Annotated in this window: 10 protein-coding genes; all 10 read right to left on the bottom strand. The window is 70.7% G+C overall.

Translation table 11 applies throughout. The features are described 5' to 3' along the window. Positions 1 to 2: 2 nt before the first annotated feature. The gene (locus C8D81_RS13935) at positions 3 to 2108 is read right to left on the bottom strand and encodes a DEAD/DEAH box helicase (protein ID WP_133626272.1); all 2106 of its coding nucleotides are present in this window, start codon (positions 2106 to 2108) and stop codon (positions 3 to 5) included. Then, on the bottom strand, positions 2105 to 3427 hold the full coding sequence (brxD, locus tag C8D81_RS13930; RefSeq protein WP_133626271.1) for a BREX system ATP-binding protein BrxD: 1323 nt from the start codon (positions 3425 to 3427) through the stop codon (positions 2105 to 2107). The genes C8D81_RS13935 and brxD overlap by 4 nt, the downstream gene beginning before the upstream one ends. Further along, complete coding sequence (pglZ, locus tag C8D81_RS13925; RefSeq protein ID WP_166646820.1) at positions 3424 to 6186, bottom strand: BREX-2 system phosphatase PglZ; 2763 nt, start codon at positions 6184 to 6186, stop codon at positions 3424 to 3426. The genes brxD and pglZ overlap by 4 nt, the downstream gene beginning before the upstream one ends. Next, positions 6183 to 9926 (bottom strand): phage resistance protein, encoded by a 3744-nt coding sequence (locus C8D81_RS13920; protein ID WP_133626269.1) that lies wholly within the window; start codon positions 9924 to 9926, stop codon positions 6183 to 6185. The genes pglZ and C8D81_RS13920 overlap by 4 nt, the downstream gene beginning before the upstream one ends. Positions 9927 to 9931: 5 nt before the next feature. Then, positions 9932 to 13486 carry a BREX-2 system adenine-specific DNA-methyltransferase PglX gene (pglX, locus tag C8D81_RS13915; RefSeq protein ID WP_133626268.1) on the bottom strand — a complete coding sequence of 1185 codons (3555 nt, stop codon included), beginning with the start codon at positions 13484 to 13486 and terminating at the stop codon, positions 9932 to 9934. Further along, on the bottom strand, positions 13483 to 17670 hold the full coding sequence (pglW, locus tag C8D81_RS13910; RefSeq protein ID WP_166646819.1) for a BREX system serine/threonine kinase PglW: 4188 nt from the start codon (positions 17668 to 17670) through the stop codon (positions 13483 to 13485). Before pglW ends, pglX begins: the two co-directional genes overlap by 4 nt. Positions 17671 to 17764: 94 nt before the next feature. Then, entirely contained in the window at positions 17765 to 18742 is a 978-nt protein-coding gene (locus tag C8D81_RS13905; protein ID WP_133626266.1) for an alpha/beta hydrolase, read from the bottom strand. 9 nt (positions 18743 to 18751) lie between these two features. Next, positions 18752 to 18970, bottom strand: coding sequence for a DUF3073 domain-containing protein (locus tag C8D81_RS13900; protein ID WP_094363262.1), 219 nt, complete (start codon positions 18968 to 18970; stop codon positions 18752 to 18754). 106 nt (positions 18971 to 19076) lie between these two features. Beyond that, positions 19077 to 20156, bottom strand: coding sequence for a phosphoribosylformylglycinamidine cyclo-ligase (gene purM, locus C8D81_RS13895; protein WP_133626265.1), 1080 nt, complete (start codon positions 20154 to 20156; stop codon positions 19077 to 19079). Beyond that, on the bottom strand, positions 20149 to 21636 hold the full coding sequence (purF, locus tag C8D81_RS13890; RefSeq protein ID WP_094404600.1) for an amidophosphoribosyltransferase: 1488 nt from the start codon (positions 21634 to 21636) through the stop codon (positions 20149 to 20151). The genes purM and purF overlap by 8 nt, the downstream gene beginning before the upstream one ends. Positions 21637 to 21647 lie beyond the last annotated feature (11 nt).

The following is a 21647-nucleotide window of genomic DNA, read 5'->3' as shown; positions in this document are numbered from 1 at the left end:
GCTCAACCGATCGGGCGCGACGCCACCCATGCGGCTCCTGTGTGGTCGGCGTTTCGCTGTGCCAGGGTGCGCCGGGCCGTTTCGAGCGGCAACATCTCGGCGAACTTCAGCCCGCGCACGGCGTCGTCGGTGACCTGCGGGGTGACGTCGGCCAGGTCGTCGCCGAACCGGGTCCGGGCGGACCGGATCGCCGCGGCGAGAGCCCCCGGCGTCGTCTCGCCGGTGAGCTTGAGAGACAGGTTGTCGAATCCCCGGTCGCCGATGATCTCGGGCGCGACGACTCCGATCGCGGCGTGCAGCACCGCGTTGGCCCGAGCCCCCGCCCACGTCCACCACACCGGTCCCCGCTCGCCCTGGGCAACGAGCGTGGCCGCGTCGTGGACGCGGTGGGCGTACTCCCCCCGGAGGAATTCCATCTCCGCGATCGCCCGGCGGGTGAGGCGTACCCCGGCAGGCTCCGCACCCAGCAACACCCGGCGCATCGCATCCGCCAGCGCGAACGACACGGGCCGTCCCTCGCTCGCCCAACTGACACTGCCGGTCCGTTCCGAGGGCTCGACATAGGCCACTCGACGCTTCCAGTCGATGTGGTTGACCTGCCAGGAGCGACCGCCGAGGGTCAGGATCCGCGGCCCTTCGACCTTGCGCGTCAGCATCAGCGGATCGACCTGGCCGATGTCGTGGCGGCCCTGTCGGATCACGAACTGCGGCGGCGCGCTGAACACGGCCACCAGGTCGCGGAAGTACACCCGGCCGTACCGTCGGTCGGCCTCCGGACCGACAAACAGCAGGTCCCCATCGCGGTCAAGAAATCCTTCCTGCTCAAGGCGGTCGCGGATCGAGTTGGCCCCCTCGACGGGCGCGAACGCCACCCGCTCGACCAGCTCGGCCTCGCTGACCTGCCCCTCCTGCAACGCCAGCCCGAGCATCTGCTGGGCGACGACGTGGGCGGGCGCGATCGGCGGCACGATGGGCTCGACGAATCCCTCCGACCACAATTGCGCCACCCCCGCGGCCGCCAGGAAATCGTTGTCCTCGACCCCCAGCAGCAGCATGTTCGGCGTCGTCTGGGGCCGGCGGCCCGTACGCCCCATCCGCTGCAGCATCGACGCCACGCTCGACGGACCGCCGAGTTGGAGGACTCGGTCGAGGTCGCCCACGTCGATGCCGAGCTCGAGGGTGGAGGTCGACACGATGATGCAGTCGCGAGCGTTCGCGAACGCGCTCTCGGCGATCCGGCGCTCATCCGCCGACAGCGAGGAGTGGGAGAGGAAGGTGTCGACCTCAAGCGCCTTGAGTGCCGTGCCCAGCTGCTCGACCCGCCGCCGCGACTCACAGAACACCAGGCGCTTCTTCCTTGCGTGCAGGGCCTTGATCAGCTTGGCCGCGTTGGCGATGCTGCCGACATGGTCGAGCTGCACCTCCGGTTGGCTGGGCCCGGCGGCCGGGGGCGCGACGACGACCCCCTGCCCATCTCCACTCGCCGCCAATGGCCCACGCAGCCACCCCAGCAGCTCGTCGGGGTTGCCGACCGTGGCCGATAACCCGATCCGCTGGATCGAAACTCCGGACAGTGCGGCGACGCGGTCGATCAGGGCAAGCAGATGCCAGCCGCGGTCATCTCCGGCGAAGGCGTGGATCTCGTCGATGACGATGGCGCGCACATCGCCGAACGCCTGCTCGGGGGTCACCTTGGTCGAGATGAGCATTGCCTCGAGGGACTCGGGCGTGGTGAGCAGGATGTCGGGGCGCTCCCACAGCATCCGTGCGCGCTGCCCGGCGGTGGTGTCCCCGTGCCGCAGACGGGCGCTGCGGCCGACCCAGCGGGCGTACGCCTGCAGGCGCGGGTGGAGGTTGTTCAGCAGTGCCTTGAGCGGGGTGACGTAGAGCAGCGAGGTGCCGGTCCAGCTCTCGTCGTGCATCCGCGTCAACAGCGGGAAGATCGCCGCTTCGGTCTTGCCGCCGGCCGTTGGGGCGAGCAGCAGTGCGTCGGATCCGGCGAGCACCGGCGCGATGGCCTGTTCCTGCAGCGGCCGCAGCCCGGGCCAGCCCAGCTCCCCGACGATGTGGTGCTGGATGACCGGGTTGAGCCGGTCGAACCCACTCACAGGTCGATCTCGTCGGCGTCTGTTCGGGTACGCCCGGCTGCGGCGCGTTCGGCATCGGTCAGCTCGGCGACAGCGATGACGGGTCGGTAGTGCACCCGCGGGTCGAAGTCGGCGAACTGGTCGACGCGATCGAGCAGGTCGCCGACGAGCTTCTTGAGGAACAGCCGCGGTGCGACACCGATCCTGCCGCCGAGTCGGCCGATCACCGCTTCGGCGAGTGTGGCGACCAGGGCATCGTCGATCCGGGAGCGCACGCGCTCCGCCGCCGTGCTGCCGTCGGCATACAGGTCGCGAACCCGCGTGCCCAGCTCCAGCAGCCGTTCTTGGTCAAACCCGGGCAGCCGCACCTGCACCGCGCGCGGGTTGTCGAAGCGGGCGTCGGTGGTGAAGTCGGTCGCCAGGCGCTGGGCCAGCGGTGGGAGTCGGGTGATGCCGGAGGTTCCCTCGAAGAAGGCGGGGGTTCCGGTGATGACGAGATAGAGCCCGGGATAGCGGCCGGAGTCGACCTCGTCGATGAGCTGACGCAATGCGTTGAGCGCCTTGTCGCGCATGTCGCCGCGGACCCGCTGGAGGGTCTCGACCTCGTCGAGCACGAGGAGGAGCCCGGGGTGTCCGGCGTCACGGAGCACCAGCAGCAGTCCCTGCAGGAATCCCATCGCACCGAAGTGGTCGAGGTCGCCGCGTACGCCGGCCGCGCGCTTGGCCGCGGCCGCTACGTGGGGCTGGCCACCGAGCCAGGCGGCGAGGGCATCGGCGGTGGCGGTGTCGCCGCGGGCGACGGCGGAGCGATAGCCGCGCAGGGCCTGGGCGAACCCGGGTGCCCGGTCGCCCAGGTCGCGCAGCCGCTCCTCGAGCAGCCGGTCTGCCGCCTCACCGAGCGCGGCGGGGCCGGCGCCGAGCCGGTCGTCCGCGGCGAGCGCGTCCTCCTCGAGGGCGTACAGCCAACCGTCGAGGACCTGCTTGAACGCGCTGGGTGGCACCGAGGCCGTGCGCAGCGACTCGGTCACTCGGCGATAGACAGTTTCAAGTCGGTGCAGCGGGGTCTGCGTCTCCGACACCTGCACCTCGGCGGCCGCGAATCCGCGGGCGAGGGCGCGCTCGGCGAGGTGGCGGGTGAAGAAGGTCTTGCCGCTGCCGTATTCGCCGCGGACTGCCTTGAACACCGCGCCGCCGCCCTCGACCGAGACCAGCTCCTCTGTCAGCGCAGCGGAGAACCTGTCGAGCCCGACGGCGAGCAGGTCGAGCCCGTTGCTGGGCACGGTGCCCCGGCGCAGGGCGTCGATGACCTCCCGGCGTCGCCGCGGCGACACGGCGCTCACGAGCCACCTGACCCGGTCAGCCCGAACTGCTCACGCAGCAACCCGGTGTCGAGCAACGCACCCGCGGTGTCCAGTCGCAGCACGGCGTACCCCTCCACGTTGAGCAGCTTCTGCGCCTGCGACATCGCCCCGGTGACCCGCTGGTCGGGGATGCCGAGCGCCCGGGCCACGCCGGAGAGCGGCAGCCGCCCACCGGACCTGGCGAGTTCGTCGATCAGCGCCGCGCACTGCTCGGGGGTCAGCGAGACCCGCCCGGCGATGGCGCGCTGGGACTGCCAGGTCGCAGAAGCCACCACGTGGGCTCCCAGTGTCTCGGGCCGCTCGGGGCGCACAGGAGCTTCAGGAGGGACGAAGTCGAACAGCGGCGGGTCGACCCGTTCGTCCTCCCCCGGCGTAGCCGGAGCGACCGGCGGAGCCACCCACACTGGCTCACGTGGCTCGCTGTCGTCCCACCACGGCGGCCGCTGCACGGGCGCCTCACGGTATCCCTCGGGCACCGGCCCGGGCCAGGCGAGCAGCACCGGCACGGCTACCTCGGCCGCAGCCCCGCCGCCGTGATAGCCGGCCTTGAGCGCGGTGTAGCGCAGCAGCTCGTCCACGGCCAGCACCGCCGATCCGGTCGCCACCCGTGGGCCCCGGACCAGCAGTTCGCCCTCCGCTGCCGGCACCTCGTCGGTCCGCGACCGCGCACTGGTCGCCGTGGCCCCGGCCGGCAACGCCATCCGTCCGGCGCGCCGCTCAAGGACGTGGCCGTGGTCGCTGGTGATCACCACCGGTCGTCCGACCGAGGCGGCGGCCTCGAGCAGGGCCTCGAGGTGCTTGATGCTGGACAGACGCCAGTCGGTGCCACCGGGGTCACTGCGGTCCAGTGCGTCGTCGATGGTGTTCAGCACACAGGTCACCAGCCGGACCCGATCGGTGTCGACGATCGCGTCCCGCACGTCGTGCGCCACCCGGTGTCCGTCGGCCACGGTGTCGAGGTCTGCCTTGTGGAAGATCCGGGTGTTTCCGCCGCCCAGGTCGTGCACGAGGCCGGGATGCTCCGCCCGCTCGGTGGCCTGGCTGCCCGTGGTGATCCGGCCGCACAACAGGGACGTGCGGCTGTGTTCGGTGAGCGTCGGCAAGACGGCAACCGCGGCGGCGCGGGCCGCGCGCTCGGGCCACAGTGCCTCGGTCCACCCCCGCCCGGACGCCTGCAGGTCTTCCATCATCTCGGCCGCGACGCGGGCGGTCATCCCGTCGAGGACGAGCAGCATCGCGGGGTGCTCGTTGACCAGCGGCACGATCAGCTCACGCACCACCCGTTCAAGCCCGAGCACCGGGTCACCGTCGCCGGCCAGCGCACCGGCCGCGCCGTCACCGGACCGCGTACCCCGGGACAGCGCGTCGGCGAAGACTCCGTCGTGGCCGGCTCGCCGTTCGCGGGCCGCTTTGACGACGTAGGCGATCGCGGTGGACAGCTCCCCGAGTGCCACACCGCCGGCGGCGTCGGCGATGGCCGAGTCGACCCACGCGTCCTCGGTGACCTGCCGTCGTGCGCAGGCGGAGAGGGCGCTGGGTTCGGCCTCGGGTCGGCCGAGCCAGCGCCGCAGCCGGATTGCCGCCAGGGCCGGCTGGTACGCCGGAGGTCGCCGATCTGCGCGCGCGAGGTGCACGAGCGCGTGACCGTCGAGCTCCCGCCACGCGGCCTCGGGGTCGCCGTCGCTGCTGAGTTCGCGCGCCAGGGCGAGCAGGCGGTCGGTGACTCCGCTGGGCAGCAGCGGCGACCGGGCGGCCACGGCGGCGGCACCGTGGTCGGTCAGCAGCCGATCGGCGCGAGCCAGCAGGTCGGTGCCGCGCTCCCAATCCGTCTCGAGCAGGTCACCGACCACGGTCGTGGCGGCTTGTCCGAGTGCGTCAGCCACCCCCGTCCGCCCGAGCTGCTCGGGTGCGCCGATCCGCAGCCGTTCCCAGGCCTGCGCGGCGTCGGCATCCTGCGTACGCATCTGGTGCAGCAGTTCGACGGCGACGCCGAGCGGCACCAGTTCGCCCTGTCGCGCCTCCCGCAGCAGGTGGGCGACGACCGGTGCGGCGGCACCGGTGCGGCCGGCGAGCCAGGCCAGCACGGCATCCGCGAGCTCGTCACCGCCGGTGGATCGCAGGGCGCCGAGGGGGTTCGGGCCCGTGGTCCAGCGCAGCACGGCGACGGCGTCGACCGCGCCCGGGCCCAGGCCGAGCACGCGCCGGGACAGGGCCGCGGCGACATGGTCGAGAGTCAGCAGCCCGGCGGGCGCGGCAGGCCACCCGTCATGTCGTTCGGTCACCACAGCGAGCAGACCGTCGGCGACGGCACGGCTGCAGGGCAGTCGGGTGAGGCTGCGGTCCATGCCGGTGGCCCCAAACGCGGCGCGTACGCCGAGCCACGGGTCGACCAGGCGTACCCGCTGTCCGATGAAGCGGGCGAGCACGCCGGGGCCGAGGTCGTCGTCGGGCCGGTCGGTGACGACGATGAGCCACTGGTCGGAGTCATGGTCGGCCAGGGCTTCCCACACCGCCAAAGCCGACTCGCACGGGGCCACGCGCACGGTGACGGTGCGCCCGCCGACGCTGTGGTTGAAGGTCTGCGCCAGGGTCGGATCGGGCGTGCCGCGCAGCCCGACGACCCGCGGTTCGCCGGCCGCCAATCCATGGTTCTTGGCGGCGAGCGCGTCCACCTCGGCGCGGATCGCGGCCGGGGTGAGCAACGCCGTCAGTGCCGGAGCGCCGGGAGCGGGGATCACCGGATCTCCCACCGCACTTCGATCTCGCGATCGGGGTGGGTGTCGAAGAACTCACGCAGGGCCGTGAGGGCGCGGTCGCGGTCGCCGCGGCCGCGAGAGACGAACGAGCCTCGCCGGACCTGATCGAGGGGGACGTCGTCGGGATCGGTCGACGGGGTTGGCGGTTGCGGGGGCGTCGGCCCCGGACGGCCGACGGCCCAGCGCGCGACGGCGTCGTTGGCGTTGCTCACCGCCTCACCGAGCGGCTGGGCGTGCTCGTCGCGCCGGACGGCGGTCGCCAGCGGAGTGACCGCGTTGCGCGCGGCATCGTCGGTGTTCCGCGCGGCCAGGGCGGGCTCGACCAGCATCCAGGTGATCGCGCCGAGCTTGGTCGTCACCTCGTCGGCATGGGCCACGGTGGCACCGAGCACGGCGGGTTCGTGGCGCAGCGCGCGTTCGGCGAAGCTGGCCACGAGCGTGGTGTCGTCACGTCCGGCGAGGATCGACGTGAGCGCCAGCACCTCCTCCGCGGCAGCCAGCCGCGGGAAGTCGGCCCCATCGATCCCGAGCCGCGGCCCGACCTGGCGCAGCCGGTCGATCAGCCGCTGCAGTGCCGGGCGCATCGCCACAGCAGCGTCCCTGACCGACGCCGCGAGCTGCTGCACGTTGCGTGGGGTCATGATCTGCGCCGCCGAGATGCCCAGCACCGTCCCGGCACGCGCAGCGGCGGTGGCGTACTGCTCGCGTTCGGGCAGTCGCTCGACCCGCAGCTCCATCGTCGAGGTCAGGGCACCCAGGGGCGGGGCGGCCACCTGCTGGCCGTGTTCGAACCAGGCGCGCTGCCGCAGCAGCGCCCAGGCGCGGATCACCAGGTCGACCACGGGTGGCTGGAGTCCGCGGGCGGGTTCGAGCCCGGCGATGATGTTGCGCAGCTCGCCGACGGTCACCGCGTCCCGATCGGACCTGCCGAGTCGGCCGAGCTCGCGCTGCAGCACGGTGTTCAACGCGAAGTGCTCGTCGCCGAACAGGAAGTGGGTCTCGGCGGCACGTCCGACCTCGAGGGCGTTGGCGACCCGGCGGACACCGACTGTGTCGCCCTGCAGGCGGACGCGACGCTGGGGCTCCTCCATGGCGGCCTCGAGATATTCCAGGGTCCGCTTGAGTTCGACGGTGCGCACCTCCTGGTCGCCCGGCTGGAAATCCGGGTGGGCCGGCCAGGTGGCGGTGAACGCCTGGTCGAGCACCTGGGCGAACGCGCTGCGGAAGTCGGTGCCGCGGTCGGGGGCGACCACCCCGAGCGCATTGTTGAGGCTGCTCAGCACGGTTTCGGAGCGGCCGCTGTCGAGCAGTGTGCCGGAGTTCGCGCCGATCACGCCGTACGCCTCGAGCAGCGCCTGGCGGACGCGGGCCCGCAGGCCGTCGCGCATGCTCTCCAGGATCGCCCGGGCCTGGGCGCGCTCGGTCTCGCTGAGGTGATCGGCGTTTCTGGTCCACCGGTCGTCGCCGGTGAGCACCCAGTCGATGACGACCAGCCGCCGCAGCTCGCGGTGCAGGTTCTCCGACAGGAAGTGGGGCACCCACACCAGGGTGTTGCCCTCGACGCCGCGGGCGCGCAGCTCGTCGAGGCGGCGCTGATCGTCGGCGGGTGAGTGGTTGCCGACGTCGAACGGGTGGTCGATGACGATCCGCCAGGTGTCGCGGTCGCTGGGGCGGAAGGCGTCGTCGTGCACCTGTGCGCTGTCGCGGACGTTGCCGAAATAGAGCTCGACGGGTCGCCGCGAGCCGCGCCAGACGTGCGTGGTGGCGTACGCCCCGTTGATGCCCTCGCCGAGGTGACCGAGCTCAAGCGCCTCGAGCATCATCCGGGTGACATAGGTGCGTTGCTCGCCGTCGGTGTCGATGCCCTTGGCGCGTTCGATGACCCGTTCGTAGTCGACGTCGGAGACCCTCACCCGGATGACCGGATCGGGGCCGTCGCCGACGTGGATCTCGGGCACGGCCTGGGCCCAGCTGCGCACCTTGCCGGCGATCTGGGCGCCCTCGCCCCCGGGCACGATGCTGACGATCGACCCGTGGTTGAGCGAGGCGAGGCGGCTGGCGGTCAGGTCCTTCAGCGCGGGAACGTTGGGCGCGACGGCGGCGAGCAGCAGGGTCTTCACGATGCGGTCGTCGGTGAGATAGCCGCGTGGCAGGGAGCCGGGGTCTGCCAGCGCGGCCGGGGGGAGCTGGTGGTTGGCCAGCAGCAGGTCGCGCAACTTGTCGGTGTAGAGACGGTCGGCGGTCTTGAACACCCCGGCGGCCTGGGGGTCGACGGTGTGGCCCCCTTGGGTGCTGCGCATGACGTGGTCGTAGGCATCACCCACCGGGATCACATCGTCGACGGTGAGCGTGTCGCGTCGGTCGACGAGCATCTGCTGCATCACCTTCAACGCCGTACGCTCACGCTGCATCACCCCGGCCAGCGACTTCAGGGTCGACATCAGCGCCGGGGAGAAGGGATAGGTGAGGCGGAACATCTCCTCATCGGCGCCGCGATGGTCGGCGTCGGTGTTGACGCCGTCGAGCAGCACATCCCACACCCGGGGGGTGCGGTCGATGCGATCGAACGACTTCCGCAGCAGCGCGGCCGCGTGCTCGTCGATGGGCTGCAGCAGGCGGCGGTTCGCCACATGGGGCAGGTTGGTGTCGCCGAGCTCGATCTTGCCGAACCGGCCCTCCTGATAGCGCAGCCCCTGTTCGAGATCCCGCTGCTCGGCACCGCTGACGCCGGGCGCGTCGGCGAGGCCCATCCGCAGGTCGAGCTGGCGGGCGATGAACGAGATGAGCGGGATCCGACGGCGGCCGGTCGCCGACTCGACGAGCTTGGTGATCTTCTGGGCCTCGGTGCCGAACCGGTCCGAGCGCACCAGCGTGGACAGCCACAGGACCAGCTCGTCGAGGAACAGCACGACGCCGTGATAGCCGAGCCCGGCGGCGTGGGTGGCGATGGCGTCGAGGCCGGCCTCCAGCGGCACCCAGGAGTTCTGCTGGGTGAAGTTCTTGAAGAAGGTGTTGACCACGTCGGTGACGAGCTGGCGGCGGGTTTCGCTGTCGGGGGCGGCGGCCAACGCGGCGTCGAAGGAGGGGGCGTCCCAGCGGGCGTCTCCCTCGACCACATCGCCCCACAGGTCGTCATATTGACCCACTTCGCCGGTCGCCGCGTCGCTCGGGGGCGTGTCCCCGTTCAACGCGTTGAAGAAGGCGTCATCACCCATCCGGGTCCGCAGGGTGCGGGCGTCGCTGAGCAGCCCGTCGGTGTGGTGCAGCGGCGGCAGCGGGGCACCGGGGTGGCGCTCGCGGATCTGGCGGATGTAGCCGGAGAACAGCGCATCGTCGAAGGTCGTCGCGTCGAGCATGTGGAAGGCCAGCGGCAGCACGTTCTTGCCGCCGAGCTGGGCGTCGTGGCGGGCGACGACCTCGGGGAGGCCCTGTTTGGAACGCGCATCGGGGTTGTGCCGCAGCAGGGCGTGCAGCACGGCCATGAAGTGTGACTTGCCGGAGCCGAACGAGCCCATCAGGAACGCACCGCGGCTCTCCCCGTCGGTGAGGCTCGACCCGACCAGACCGAGGGCCGAGTCGAACGCCTCGGCGATCTGGTCGGTGACGACATAGCTGTCGAGGGCCCGGCCCGCCTGGTCGTCGAGCCAGGAGGTGAGTCGCAGCACGTAGTCGTCGGCGGTCACCTGCTCGGGGATGTGGATGACCTCGGAGAGCTTCGTCATGGCTGTCACCTCTCGGCGGGCGGTGTCTCGGGGGGCGGGGTCTTCGGCGTACGCGGTTTCCGGCCGCGGGCGACGACCGACGGCCGCCAGGCGCGGAGCTGGTCGGCGGTCTGGCCGACCTCGGCGGCGAGGTCGCGCACCTGGGCGGTGACGAACTGGGCCATGTCTTCGCCGAGGTCGGGGTCGATGCCGGAGTGCCACTGCACGACCCACGGTTGCAGTTCGAGCAGTCCGGCGGCGAGCGGGGTGATCAGCTCGGTGGAGGCGCCTTCGCTGCGGCGTTCGGTGACGACGGTGAGCAGCGCGACGGCCTGCTGGAGGTGGTCCCAGCCGGCCCAGCCGAGCAGCAGGGTGGGGTCGCCGGAGCGGTTGGCGTCGGGGTAGGCGATGAACCGTTCCTTGGGCACGTCGAGCTTGCCGCGGGCCTGCCACACCTCGGAACGCCGGAAATCGGCCGAGGTGTACTTCGGCGGCACCGGGATGTCGCCCACGTCCTCGCCGGCGTCCTCGCGGCGCTGCAGGTCCCAGGTCCGCTGCCAGGCCTCGAACTTGCGCAGCCCGGAATCCTTGAGGCGAAGCGCGGCCAGGTGGGGCACCGCCTCGGGGGTGAGCAGGCGGCCGAGCGCCTCGGAGACGGGGGCGTCGCGGCGGCCGTCCCACAGTCGCAGCACCGACAGGGTCTCGGCGTCGCGGGCGAGCTCGTCGGCCAGGCTCGCCACCGAACGCGGGCGGGGACGCCCGGCGCGATCAAACCAGTACGCCCGGTCCTCCAGCCGGTCGAGCAGCCAGTCGCGCAGCATCCGCTGCTGGGTCTTCTCCCACGACTCGGTCGCCCAGCGGCGCTTGAACTCGGGGCGCTCCAGCAGCTCGATGAACGGGTCCGACTCGATGAGCGCGATGCGCTGCTCGACCACCGCGCGATAGTCGGCGGGCCAGTGCTCGGGCACCTCGGTGATCGGCGTCGAGCGGTGGCGGTCGAACCAGGCGGTTTCCTCTGTGCCGGCCGCAACCTTGCGGGCGAGCACGATCTCGAAAGCCCGCTCGCCGAGCTGCACCGGCGGCGGGTCGGCGTGCACCGGCGGCTGGTCGAGCAGCCCGTAGCGGCCGTAGACCTCCCAGTCGAGTTCCTCCTGCACCGCAATCGACTGCCTACGAAGCGTTTCGAGTGCCTCCTCGGCTGATGCAAGTCGCTCCGGCGTAGGCGGCTCTTCGGTCAGGCCAGCAAGGACTTCATCCCGCTCGCGCGCGAGCCGGTCGAGCAACCGCGCCCGTTCGAGCGACCTGCCGTCGGGCAGCGGGAAGTCCTTGAGCGTGGTACCGGTGAACTCGTAGAAGTCCTCCCATGGCACCTGGGTCTGGCGAGCGCCCCGCGTATCCACTGTGCTGCCCTTGTTGTGGCTGTTCTGTTTGAGCCAGAAGCACGCGACCGACGAGTTGAGTACGCCGAGCAGCTCGAGGTGGTCGTCCTCGGTAGCCTCGGCTGGCAACTTGATCACCGGCGCCGACCGATTGAACACCTTCCCGCCCCGGTCCAGCACGAAGTGGTTGTGCGTGGCCACGAACGCAAAGGTGATCGTCCATTTGTGAGCGTCATTGTCCTTGGGGAGTTGATGCCATTCACGTGGATCCCGGCCATCATAGAAATAGGTTCCTCGACCGAACGTGGCTCGGTTCCCCAACTCCACCCAAAGCGGCCACAGCTGCTTCGCCCACACCGTGAACTGGTCCGGCTCCATCCACTCGTGCGCAGCGTCATAGGGAAACCACACGGGCGACGAACTGGTCACAGCGTAATCCCGTAGGTACTCACCGACCACAAGAGCGGCGGTCGCCTTGGGCTCAAGTCCCGCCCGCTCTACGACTCCTCGACTGGTCATCATTGCGTCGTCCGCGCCCATGATGCCGAAGACGCCAATCCGTTGGGCCATTTCGCCCAGACGACGCGACCCTGCCTCAAGTCGCTCAGAGACCTCGCCTGTGGATCCCCCGCTCAGACTCCACGGGTGCTGCGCAAGTGCATCGCGATTTAGCACCGCAGAGGAGACGTACGTGCCGTCCGTCGTCCGGCCGAGCAGATCCAGCATCTCGGCCCAGACCAGCCCTCGGCTGGGATCGTCAGGTTGACCCGGCTCGCCCCGCTTGCCAAGGATTGCTCTCAGCTGCGGCGATGTCGGCTCCTGGTTCCGTCCGACGATTACCACCGTCGGGGTGCCATGACCAGGGATGTAGGCGCCCGAAGTATCAACGACCAACCGTAGGTCCTTGTGCGGCAAGAACTCCTCCACCAGCTTTGAGCCGAACTCGCGCTTCATGAATGAGTTGCTGGTGATCTGACCAACCCACCCTGCTGGCCCCCTATTGCCCTTGGCAAGCTCGAAGAAGCGCTCCATGAACGGCACCGACAGTGCGTACTTGCGATGACAGGTGTCGTATAGCTCGCGGTAGGTCGCGTTCTCGACCTTGTCCTTGACCGTGATGTAGGGCGGGTTGCCGACGACCGCATCGTAGCGGCCGCGTTGGAGCAGTTCGGCGAGATGTGCGGTGTCCTCGACGTCGAGCGAGAACAGGTCCGGCTCGTCGGTGGTGGAGAACAGTGCCGGGGCGTCCCAGCGCAGCAGCGAGTCGCCGGCGGCGAGCTGCAGGTCGAGCGCCGGGGCGTCCTCCAGCGACCTCCTGCCGAGCGCCTGCAGCGCGGCGACGGTCAACCGGAACCGTGCGATGGCCACGGCGAACGGGTTCTTGTCCACACCGTGCACCCCGGCCAGGGCGCGGCGTACCCGCTCGTCGACCGGTTGCTCCGGCGCCTGCTCGGCCCACCGGTCCAGGAAGCGCTGGAAGGCGCCCAGCAGGAAGTGCCCCGACCCGCAGGTCGGGTCGATCAGCCGGAAGCCCTCCAGGGGCCGCTCCTGCAGCGCCGGTTCGAGGGTCTGGTCGAGGATGAATTCCTCGACGAATTCGGGCGTCTGCAGCAGGGCGTACGTCTTCTTGGCGTGCTCCGACAGGTCCTGATAGAGGTCGCCGAGGAAACGCGTCGACAGCTCCGCGTCGGCGAAATCCCGCTTGAGCCGGCCCTCCTCGTCGGTCTCGCGCCAGAACCCGATCAGCCGGTCGGCCATATCACCGGAGACGCCGAGCGTACGCAGCGGCGCGTCGTCCACGAGGCCCCTGGTGGCCGGCACCTTATGCAGGTGACGCACCGCGTCCATCAGCCACTCGCGGCCGGTCTCCGCGGGGAAGCGCCCGAAATAGTCCAGCTCGGCGTCCAACGCCTGCTGACGCTTGTCGCCGGGGCCCGCGAGCCAGACCTTCGACAGCAGCCCGTTGTCCTCACAGAACCGGACGAACACCGTGGTCAGTACCCACGACACCGCCACCTGGGTGATCCGGTCATCGCGGAAGGATTCCCACGCCGCCGCCGTGCGGCCCCGCTTCACGGCTTGCGCGTGCTCCTCGCGCCAGCGCCGATCGGCCGGGTCGGCGGGCAGCCGCGCACGCAGGTCGTCCTCGACCTCGAGCACGAGCTTCTTCAGCTCGGCGGTGAGGGTGGGGCGGGGAGTCATCGGGCCACCTCGTCTCGCTGACGCTCACTCCGAGAGCGTTCCAGTTGGGTCCACTGCTGGCCGATCCACTGGCGATCGACCGGCACGTACTGATTCGGCGACGACTGCACCGGCTGACCGTCGAGCACGGCGCCGCGGTGGCCGGCGAGCTGCGGCAGCACCAGCCACACCGCCTGCGGGCGGCGCCGGGCCAGATCGCTCCACCGCGTCAGGACCTGCGACTGCCCATAGCGCGCCAGCGGTGACGCGTCGGTCAGCAGCAGCGGCGAGTCTGAGCGGCCATCGTCGGCCAGGGCGGCGTCGATCTCGGCGACCACGCGTTCGATGGCCCGGTCCGCGAGGGTACGCAGCCCCCGACTCGGCCGTGAGGTGCTGGGAGCGGCATCGGCCTGCCGGAGGGCCTCCCACGGGAGCGACCGGGTGAGCTCGTCGTTGACGGCGCGCAACTGGTGCAGGAAGCGCCTGGTCACGTTGAGCTCACGGGCGGCGAAACGTTCGCCGGTGACGACGGCCGTCAGCCGGTCGAGCTGGTCGGCCGGCACGCCCAGCAGCAGGAACGACCGGCTGCGGCGGGAGTCGAGCAACCGCTGGCCCACCACACCCGCCTCGGAGAGCGGCGTCTCGTCGACCGGTACGGCGGTCGGCTGGCGGGAGTGGGTCGCCGTGGCCTGCTCGGTGAGCTGGCGCGAGGCATATTTCCGGTCCTGCCACACCAGGTCGAGCCCCGACTCCTCGACCACCGCGGCGAGCGCCTGACTCTCGATCGGCGCCAGTCCCGGGAACCGGGCCGCAACCCGGTCGATCAGCTCCTTCGGCGCGAACCGCTGGCTCGGCCCCACCGCACCGAGCGCCAACGCCAGTGCCCGCCCTGGGGCTAGCTCGGCGGTGTGCAGCTCACCGACCGCGGACACGATCGCGCGGGTCGACAGCGCAGCGGCCAGCTCGGCGGGGCGCCCGTCGACGACCAGCGCCGCGGGCCATTCTCCGGCGGTGTTGAGGATATCGCGCAGCTCGGCCTGTGCCCGCTCAGCCGAGACGACCTCGGTCGCCCCGTCGATCGCACCCACCAGGGCGTCCGCGTGGTCACCCAGCGACTCAGCCAGGTCGAGCAGTCGCGGCGTGGTGGCCACCAGCCGCACCACCCCCTCGCGTCGGCGCAGCGCCAGCGCCTCGCGGTCCTCGTCGAGGGCCTGGATCTCCACCACCAGCCGGAGCAGCCCGCGCACCAACGGTCGCGCGTAGGGCGCCGCCTCGTCATCGGCGGGCATCGCCGCGAGCACGGCGTCGACCAGCTCGTCGAGCGTGGCGACCTCGCCGAGCTGGCCCACGCGGCTCAACACCAGTTGTTCGAGCTGCTCCAGGTGCGCCCTCGTGTCGTCGTCGCCCAGCAGCTTCTCCCGCAACTCCTGGATGACCTGACCGACGCGCTGCGCGCTGATGCCCAGGTGGGAGGCCATCGCGGCGCGGGTCGCGAACGGGTCGATCGCCTGGTCCTCACCCAGCAGGGCGGTCAACACCCGTTGGGCCTGACCGCGGCCGAGCCGGGCGGCGCGGCGAAAGCCGACGGAGATCTCGGTGACCGGCGGCAGCAGCGCGCTTTCGGACGCGGCGGGTCGGGCAGCTTTGACCTGGCCAAGTCGCCGGGTCCACTCGCGGTGACGTGCCGTCACCTCCTTGGTCGTCGCGGCCGCCACGCCACGGACCGCCTGCAACTGGCGCAGGCTGATCGCCAACAGGTCGCCGACCGTGGTCACGTCGAACCGTTCGAGCATCGACAGTGCGCGCGGGGTCAGCCCCGAGTTCGTCAGCCTGGTCGTCAGCCTGGCGGCCGCCGCCTTGTCGTCGCCGTCGGAGGTCGTGGTGGCCGTCCCCTTGCGCAGCGCTGTGCGCCAGGCCTGGCGCATCTCGTCCAGCGAGGTGTGGCGGGCCGTGGCGTCGCGGGCCAGGGCCTGGCGGAAGAACGCCATCAGCCCGCGGGCGATCGTCGGCAGGAACATCCACGACTCGACGGTGACGTCGCCCTCGACCGTGTCGGGGTGAGCCTCGGGATCGTCGCCATAGTGGGGCGTACGCCCGGTCGCCAGCTCGAACAGCACCACAGCCGCCGCATATCGCTCGGCCGCCGGATCGAACTGGTTCCGGGCCCCGCCGAGGAAGGGGTCGAGGTAGGGGGCGGTGCCGGCCGACAGCGAGGTCGCCGACGCGCGTGACAGCGAGAAGTCGAACAGCACCAGGTGTTTGGCGTGGTCCTTGGTCGACTCGAGTACGCCGAGGTTGGCCGGCTTGAGGTCGCGATGGTCGATTCCGGCGCGGTTCAGCTCGCTCAGCGCGTCGAACAAATCGTCGGCCCACCGCTGCAGCAGGTCGAGCGACACCCGCTGCCGCGAAGCGAGTTCGTCGGCCAGCGTGCGATCACCGGCGAACGACAGCAGCAGGCAGGACCGGCCGCCGATGGTGAGGCTCTCATGCAACTGCACCAGGCGCGGGCGGCCCTGCAGGTTCCGCAGCACCTCGGCCTCGTCGGCCAGTCGGGCGGCCGCAGCCTCGTCATTGGCCACCTTAAGCACGCGGGTGGCGTCGCGGTGGGCCTCGTCGATGACCTGCAGTCCGACCGCGGTCGACCCCGCCCCCAGCCGGCGTACCAGTCGGAAGCGGCCGTCGAGCAGGTCGCCCGGACCGGCATCCAACGGGTCGACGTCGTGGTCGGTCGACGGCGCGGTCAGCTCCCGTTCGGCCTTGGCGAGCTCGTCGATGAAGTCGGCGACATCGTTCATCCGCTCCGCGGGACTCGGTCGCGTCGCGCGCAGCACCAGGTCCCGCAACACTCCCGGTGCCTGCGGCAGATCGACGCTGAGATCGAGACCCTTCTGGTCGCGTACGCGCTCGCGCAACTCGGCCGCGCTCCCCGCCGGCGCCTTCCCGGTGAGCACGAAGTACGCCGTCGCTCCCAGACCGAAAAGGTCCAGGCGGACCCGGTTCGCCGTCGGCGACCACGTGCCCTCCGGCGCCCGAAAGCCGTCGGCCGGGTCATCGCTCGTCGCCGCCTGCAGCGCCGTGACGCCGGCGGTCGCCGCCGTGGTGGCGGTGCCTGTCCTGCCCGCAGACTGCCAGCCGCCAACACGCACCTTTCTCGAGTGTTCTCCCTCACGCACCGACAGCGCGCCGGGATACAACCCGCGGTGGACGACCCGGTTGCGGTGGGAATAGTGCACGGCCTCGGCGAGCTGGCGGACGATCGCCAGGCGGTCCGCCATGGACACCTCGTCGCCGCGCCGAGCCAGCCAGAGGTCGAGCCGTTCATCCTTGGGGTCGAAGGGGTAGACCAGGCCGGGGCCGATGTCGCTGGCCACGAATTCGTCGGGCCGGATCAGTCCATCGTGCTGGAGTGTCTTGAGCAGGACGTATTCGTTGCTGACCCGCTTGCGGGCCGCCTGCTGCTCGTCGTCCGGCACCCCCTCGGGCACCACCTGGAAGCGGATGCGTGCCCGCTCTGACGGCTGGAGGGTGTGGGAGGCCTCCCAGTCCTGCCAGTCGGGCCCCTCGGCGAGCGCCTCGATGAGCGACCACGAGCCGACCACCGTCTCGCGTCGCTCGGCCAGGCCCAGCTTGTCCATCAGCGTTTCGAGAAACCACGGTTGTTCGGCTGTCACGGCCCATTGCGCCTGCCTGGGCGGCTCCAGCAGTCTGGTGTCGATGCCGTGCAGCCGCATCGCACTTTCGTGGCCGGGGATGCCGAAGATGCCGATCGCCGCCGATCCGATGAGGTGGCTGACCAGGTCGGGGTGGTGGAGAAAGACCGACTCCTGGATGAACGGCACCTTCTTCGCGTACCCCGGGCCGAAGTCCCTGGCTGCGTCCTTCAGCTTGGACGCCAAACGCTGCGCCTTGCGGCGCGCGAGGAGCAGCGGCGAGTCCTCGGAGTGGCGGCCCGGTCGGTGCCAGGTGGAGTCGTTGCCGGTGAGGGTTCCGGAGTAGTACTTCAGCTCGACGAGGTGCAGGCCGGCGCGTCCCAGAACCAGCGCATCGACCTCGTGCCACCGGCCCTGGGAATCCTTGAACTCGAAGTTCGACCAGACCCGATAGGGGTCGGTGTTGGGCAGCAGTTCGCGCAGGAGCTCAAGCCCCTTGCGCTCGTGTTCATGCGATGAGGACGTGACCTCGTGCCACTTGTCGTCGCCGAGCACGATCCTCCTCCCACCCACACCGTGAGCACCTTCAGGCACCTTAGGGGCCTGCGGGTCGCAGTGTCAGCCCGAGGTTGGCGAAGATGGCATTTCGTTACTCTCGCGGCTGGTCGGGACCGTACGCCCGCAGCCAGCGTTCCAGCTCGCTGAACACCGTGGCGCGGACCGGTTCGGCCGACAGCACCAGGTCGTGCATGCCGTCGACGATGCGGACCACGGTCACGGTGTGGCCGAGCCGGGTCGCCTTGGCGGCGATCTGCTCCACATCGAGCACGATGTCGGCCCGGGTCAGCTCGTCCGACCAGCGCCGGGAGAAGTCCGAGCGGGTGGAGCACAGCACCAGCACCGGGCAGTCGATGTCGAGACCGGTGGCGATCCGGGCGTGACCCCGCAGCACCGCCCGCAGCCAGCCGACTCGGATCGGCGCCGCCGGGGTGGACTTCAGCGTCAGGTCGTAGTCCCACTCACCCCCTTCGCTGGTGTGCAGCGCTCGCTTGTAGAACCCGGAGTCGGGCAGCTTCAGCACCGCGGTCGGCAGCTGCTGGCCCAATCCCTTGACCAACGGCGCGCCGAGGGTGCGCACCAACGGGGAGCGCTGCAGATCGAGCCACGGTGAGTTGAGCACCACCGCCGCCAGCCGGCCGGGTCGGTGGGCGGCGTACAGGGCCGCGACCAGGCCGCCGGTGGAGTGTCCCATCAGCACAACCTGATCATGGTTTTCCATGATCAGATCGAGGCTGCGGTCGATCTCCTCGGCATAGTCGCCGAGCTGCGTGGTGAACCCCAGATATTGCCCGTCGACCCAGGAGCGGCCGTAGCGGCGCAGGTCGAGCGCGTGGAAGGCAAACCCCAACTCGGCCCAGGCGTCGGCCAGGTGCCGTTGGAAGAAGTAGTCGTTCCACCCGTGCAGATAGAGCACCGCACGCCGCCCGCTCGGGCGCTCGCCTGGGCGTACCAGGACGGCACGTAGGGACCCCTCGGGTTCTCCGGGCGCCACTTCGGCGTCGGGAAGGGGAAGCACCAACTGCTCGAAACCGTCGAGCAGGTCAGCCTGCCAGGCAGAGGCGGTCACGCGGCGGGACTAACCGGACTTGCGCAGGCCCTCATAGCCGTCGTCATCATCCCCGTACTGTTCCGCCAGGTCGGCGTACGCCTCGGGGATTTCCTGGTGATCAGTGTGGTCCTCGGGTGAATCGCCCCGCAGTTCACGCTCCAGCGAGGTGAAATCCGTGTCAACCGACCGGTACTTCAACTCGCGAGCGACCTTGGTCTGCTTCGCCTTTGCACGGCCGCGCCCCATTGGGTCGACCCCCTCGCATGTCCGTCGCGGTCTTGCCGCGGCACTGTCAGATAAATGTCGTGGGGACAGGTTACCCAACGATCCGCACCTGACCAACACAGCCCGCTCAGCGAGCCGCGTGTTTACCGACCAGGTGGACACCACCATCGCCACCGGCCTCGACCCGACCGATGACCCGCGCGGGCACGCCCCGGCCGGCCAGCACCTCGACCGCCCGGTCGGCCGCCGATTCCGGCAGCACCGCGACCATCCCGACACCCATGTTCAGGGTCGCCTCGATGTCGGCGTCGCTGAGCCCACCGACCTGCTGCACCAGGCCGAAGATCGGCGCCGGCTGCCAGGCGGAGCGGTCGATGGTGACGCTGACGCCGGCCGGCAGCACCCGGGCCAGGTTGTTGGCCAGCCCGCCGCCGGTGATGTGGCTCATCGCGTGCACCTCGACCGCGCCGATCAGCGCGAGCACGTCCTTGGCGTACACCCGGGTCGGGGTGATCAGCTCCTCCCCCAGCGTCCGGCCGAGCTCGGGCACCTCCCGGTCCAGCGCCCAGCCGGCCTGCTGCAGCAGCACGTGGCGGACCAGCGAGTAGCCGTTGGAGTGCAGCCCGGAGGAATCCATCGCCAGGATCACATCGCCGGGCCGGATCCGGTCGGCGCCGAGGATCGAGTCCTTCTCGACCACGCCGGTGGTGGCGCCGGCGACGTCGTACTCGTCGGGTTCCAGCAGCCCCGGGTGTTCCGCGGTCTCGCCGCCGAGCAGCGCGCAGCCTGCCTGTTCGCAGGCGGCCGCGATGCCGCCGACGATGGCGGCGATCCGCTCGGGCACCAGCTTGCCGGTGGCGATGTAGTCGGTGACGAACAGCGGCTCGGCACCGCAGACGACCAGGTCGTCGACGAGCATCCCGATCAGGTCGAAGCCGATCGTGTCGTGCCGATCCATCGCCTGCGCGATCGCGACCTTGGTGCCGACGCCGTCGGTGGAGGTGGCCAGCACCGGGTGGGTGTACGCCTGCAGCGCGGCCGCGTCGAAGAAGCCGGCGAAACCGCCGAGCCCGCCGAGCACCTCGGGCCGGTGGGTCCGGGCCACCGAGGCCTTCATCAGCTGGACGGCGCGGTCCCCGGCCTCGATGTCGACGCCCGCGGCGGCGTACGCCGAGGGTGCGGAGGGTGCGGCGGGGGTGTCAGACATCGGCATCCTCGTATTCGATCTCGTCCAGGGCGGGTTGCAGGTTCTCCCGGACGGCGGCCGGGACGGGTACGGGGTAGACGCCGTCGAAGCAGGCGCGGCAGAGGTCGTCCTTGGGCTGGTGGGTGGCCCGGATCAGCCCCTCCAGGGAGACGAAGCCGAGCGAGTCGGCGCCGATCGCGGTGCACATCTCCTCCACGCTCATCCCCGGTGCGAGCAGTTCGGCGCGGCTGGCGAAGTCGATGCCGTAGAAGCAGGGCCACTGCACCGGCGGCGCGGAGATCCGCACATGGACCTCCTTGGCCCCGGCCTGGCGCAGCATCGCCACCACCTGGCGCTGGGTGTTGCCGCGGACGATGGTGTCGTCGACGACCACCAGCCGCTTGCCCTCGACGACGTCGCGCAGCGGGTTCAGCTTCAGCCGGATACCGAGTTGGCGGATCGTCTGGCTGGGTTGGATGAAGGTACGCCCGACATAGGCATTGCGGACCAGGCCCTGACCGTAGGGAATGCCGGACTCGTCGGCGTAGCCGATCGCGGCGGGGGTGCCCGATTCCGGGGTGGGGATGACCAGATCGGCCTCGGCGGGATGCTCCTCGGCGAGGATCTTGCCGACCTTGACGCGCACGTTGTGCACCCGGCGGCCCTCCAGCAGGGTGTCGGGGCGGGAGAGGTAGACGTATTCGAAGAGGCAGTGCTTGGGTCGCTCCTCGGCGAACCGGGTGCAGCGCAGGCCGTCGGCGTCGATCGCGATCAGCTCGCCGGGCCCGACGTCGCGGACATAGGTGGCGCCGACGATGTCCAGCGCGGCGGTCTCGGAGGCGACCACCCAGCCGCGCTCCAGCCGGCCGAGGGCTAGCGGCCGGATGCCCTGCGGGTCGCGGGCGGCGTACACGGTCTGCTCGTCCATGAAGACCAGGCAGAACGCCCCCTGCAGCCGGGGCAGCACCTGCAGCGCGGCCTGCTCGGTGGTCAGGTCGTCGAAGGTCGCCATCAGCGCGGTGACGATCGAGGTGTCGTTGGTGGAGTCCATCTGCTCCTTGTGCGGAACAGGCTCGCTGCTGCGTTCGGCGAGCCAGGCCTCCAGCTCGTCGGTGTTGGTGAGGTTGCCGTTGTGGCCGAGCGCCAGCCCGCCGTTCGGGGTGGAGACGAAGGTGGGCTGGGCGTTGTTCCAGACGCTGGCGCCGGTCGTGGAATAGCGGGCGTGGCCGATCGCGAGATGGCCGTTGAGCGAGTTCAGAGTGGCCTCGTCGAAGACCTGGGAGACCAGCCCCATGTCCTTGAAGACCATTATCTGGCGGCCGTTGGAGACCGCGATACCGGCCGATTCCTGGCCGCGGTGCTGCAGCGCGTAGAGGCCGTAGTAGGTGAGTTTGGCGACCTCTTCGCCGGGGGCCCAGACGCCGAAGACACCGCAGGCGTCCTGGGGTCCGCGGTCGGCAGGATCGAGCTCGTGGGTCAACCGGCCGTCAGCGCGAAGCACCCGGCAAGCCT

This window comes from Enemella evansiae, from assembly GCF_004362375.1.
Taxonomy (GTDB): Bacteria; Actinomycetota; Actinomycetes; order Propionibacteriales; family Propionibacteriaceae; genus Enemella; species Enemella evansiae.
The sequence above is the reverse complement of the archived record's forward strand: the minus strand, read 5'-3'. Positions and strand labels throughout refer to the sequence as shown.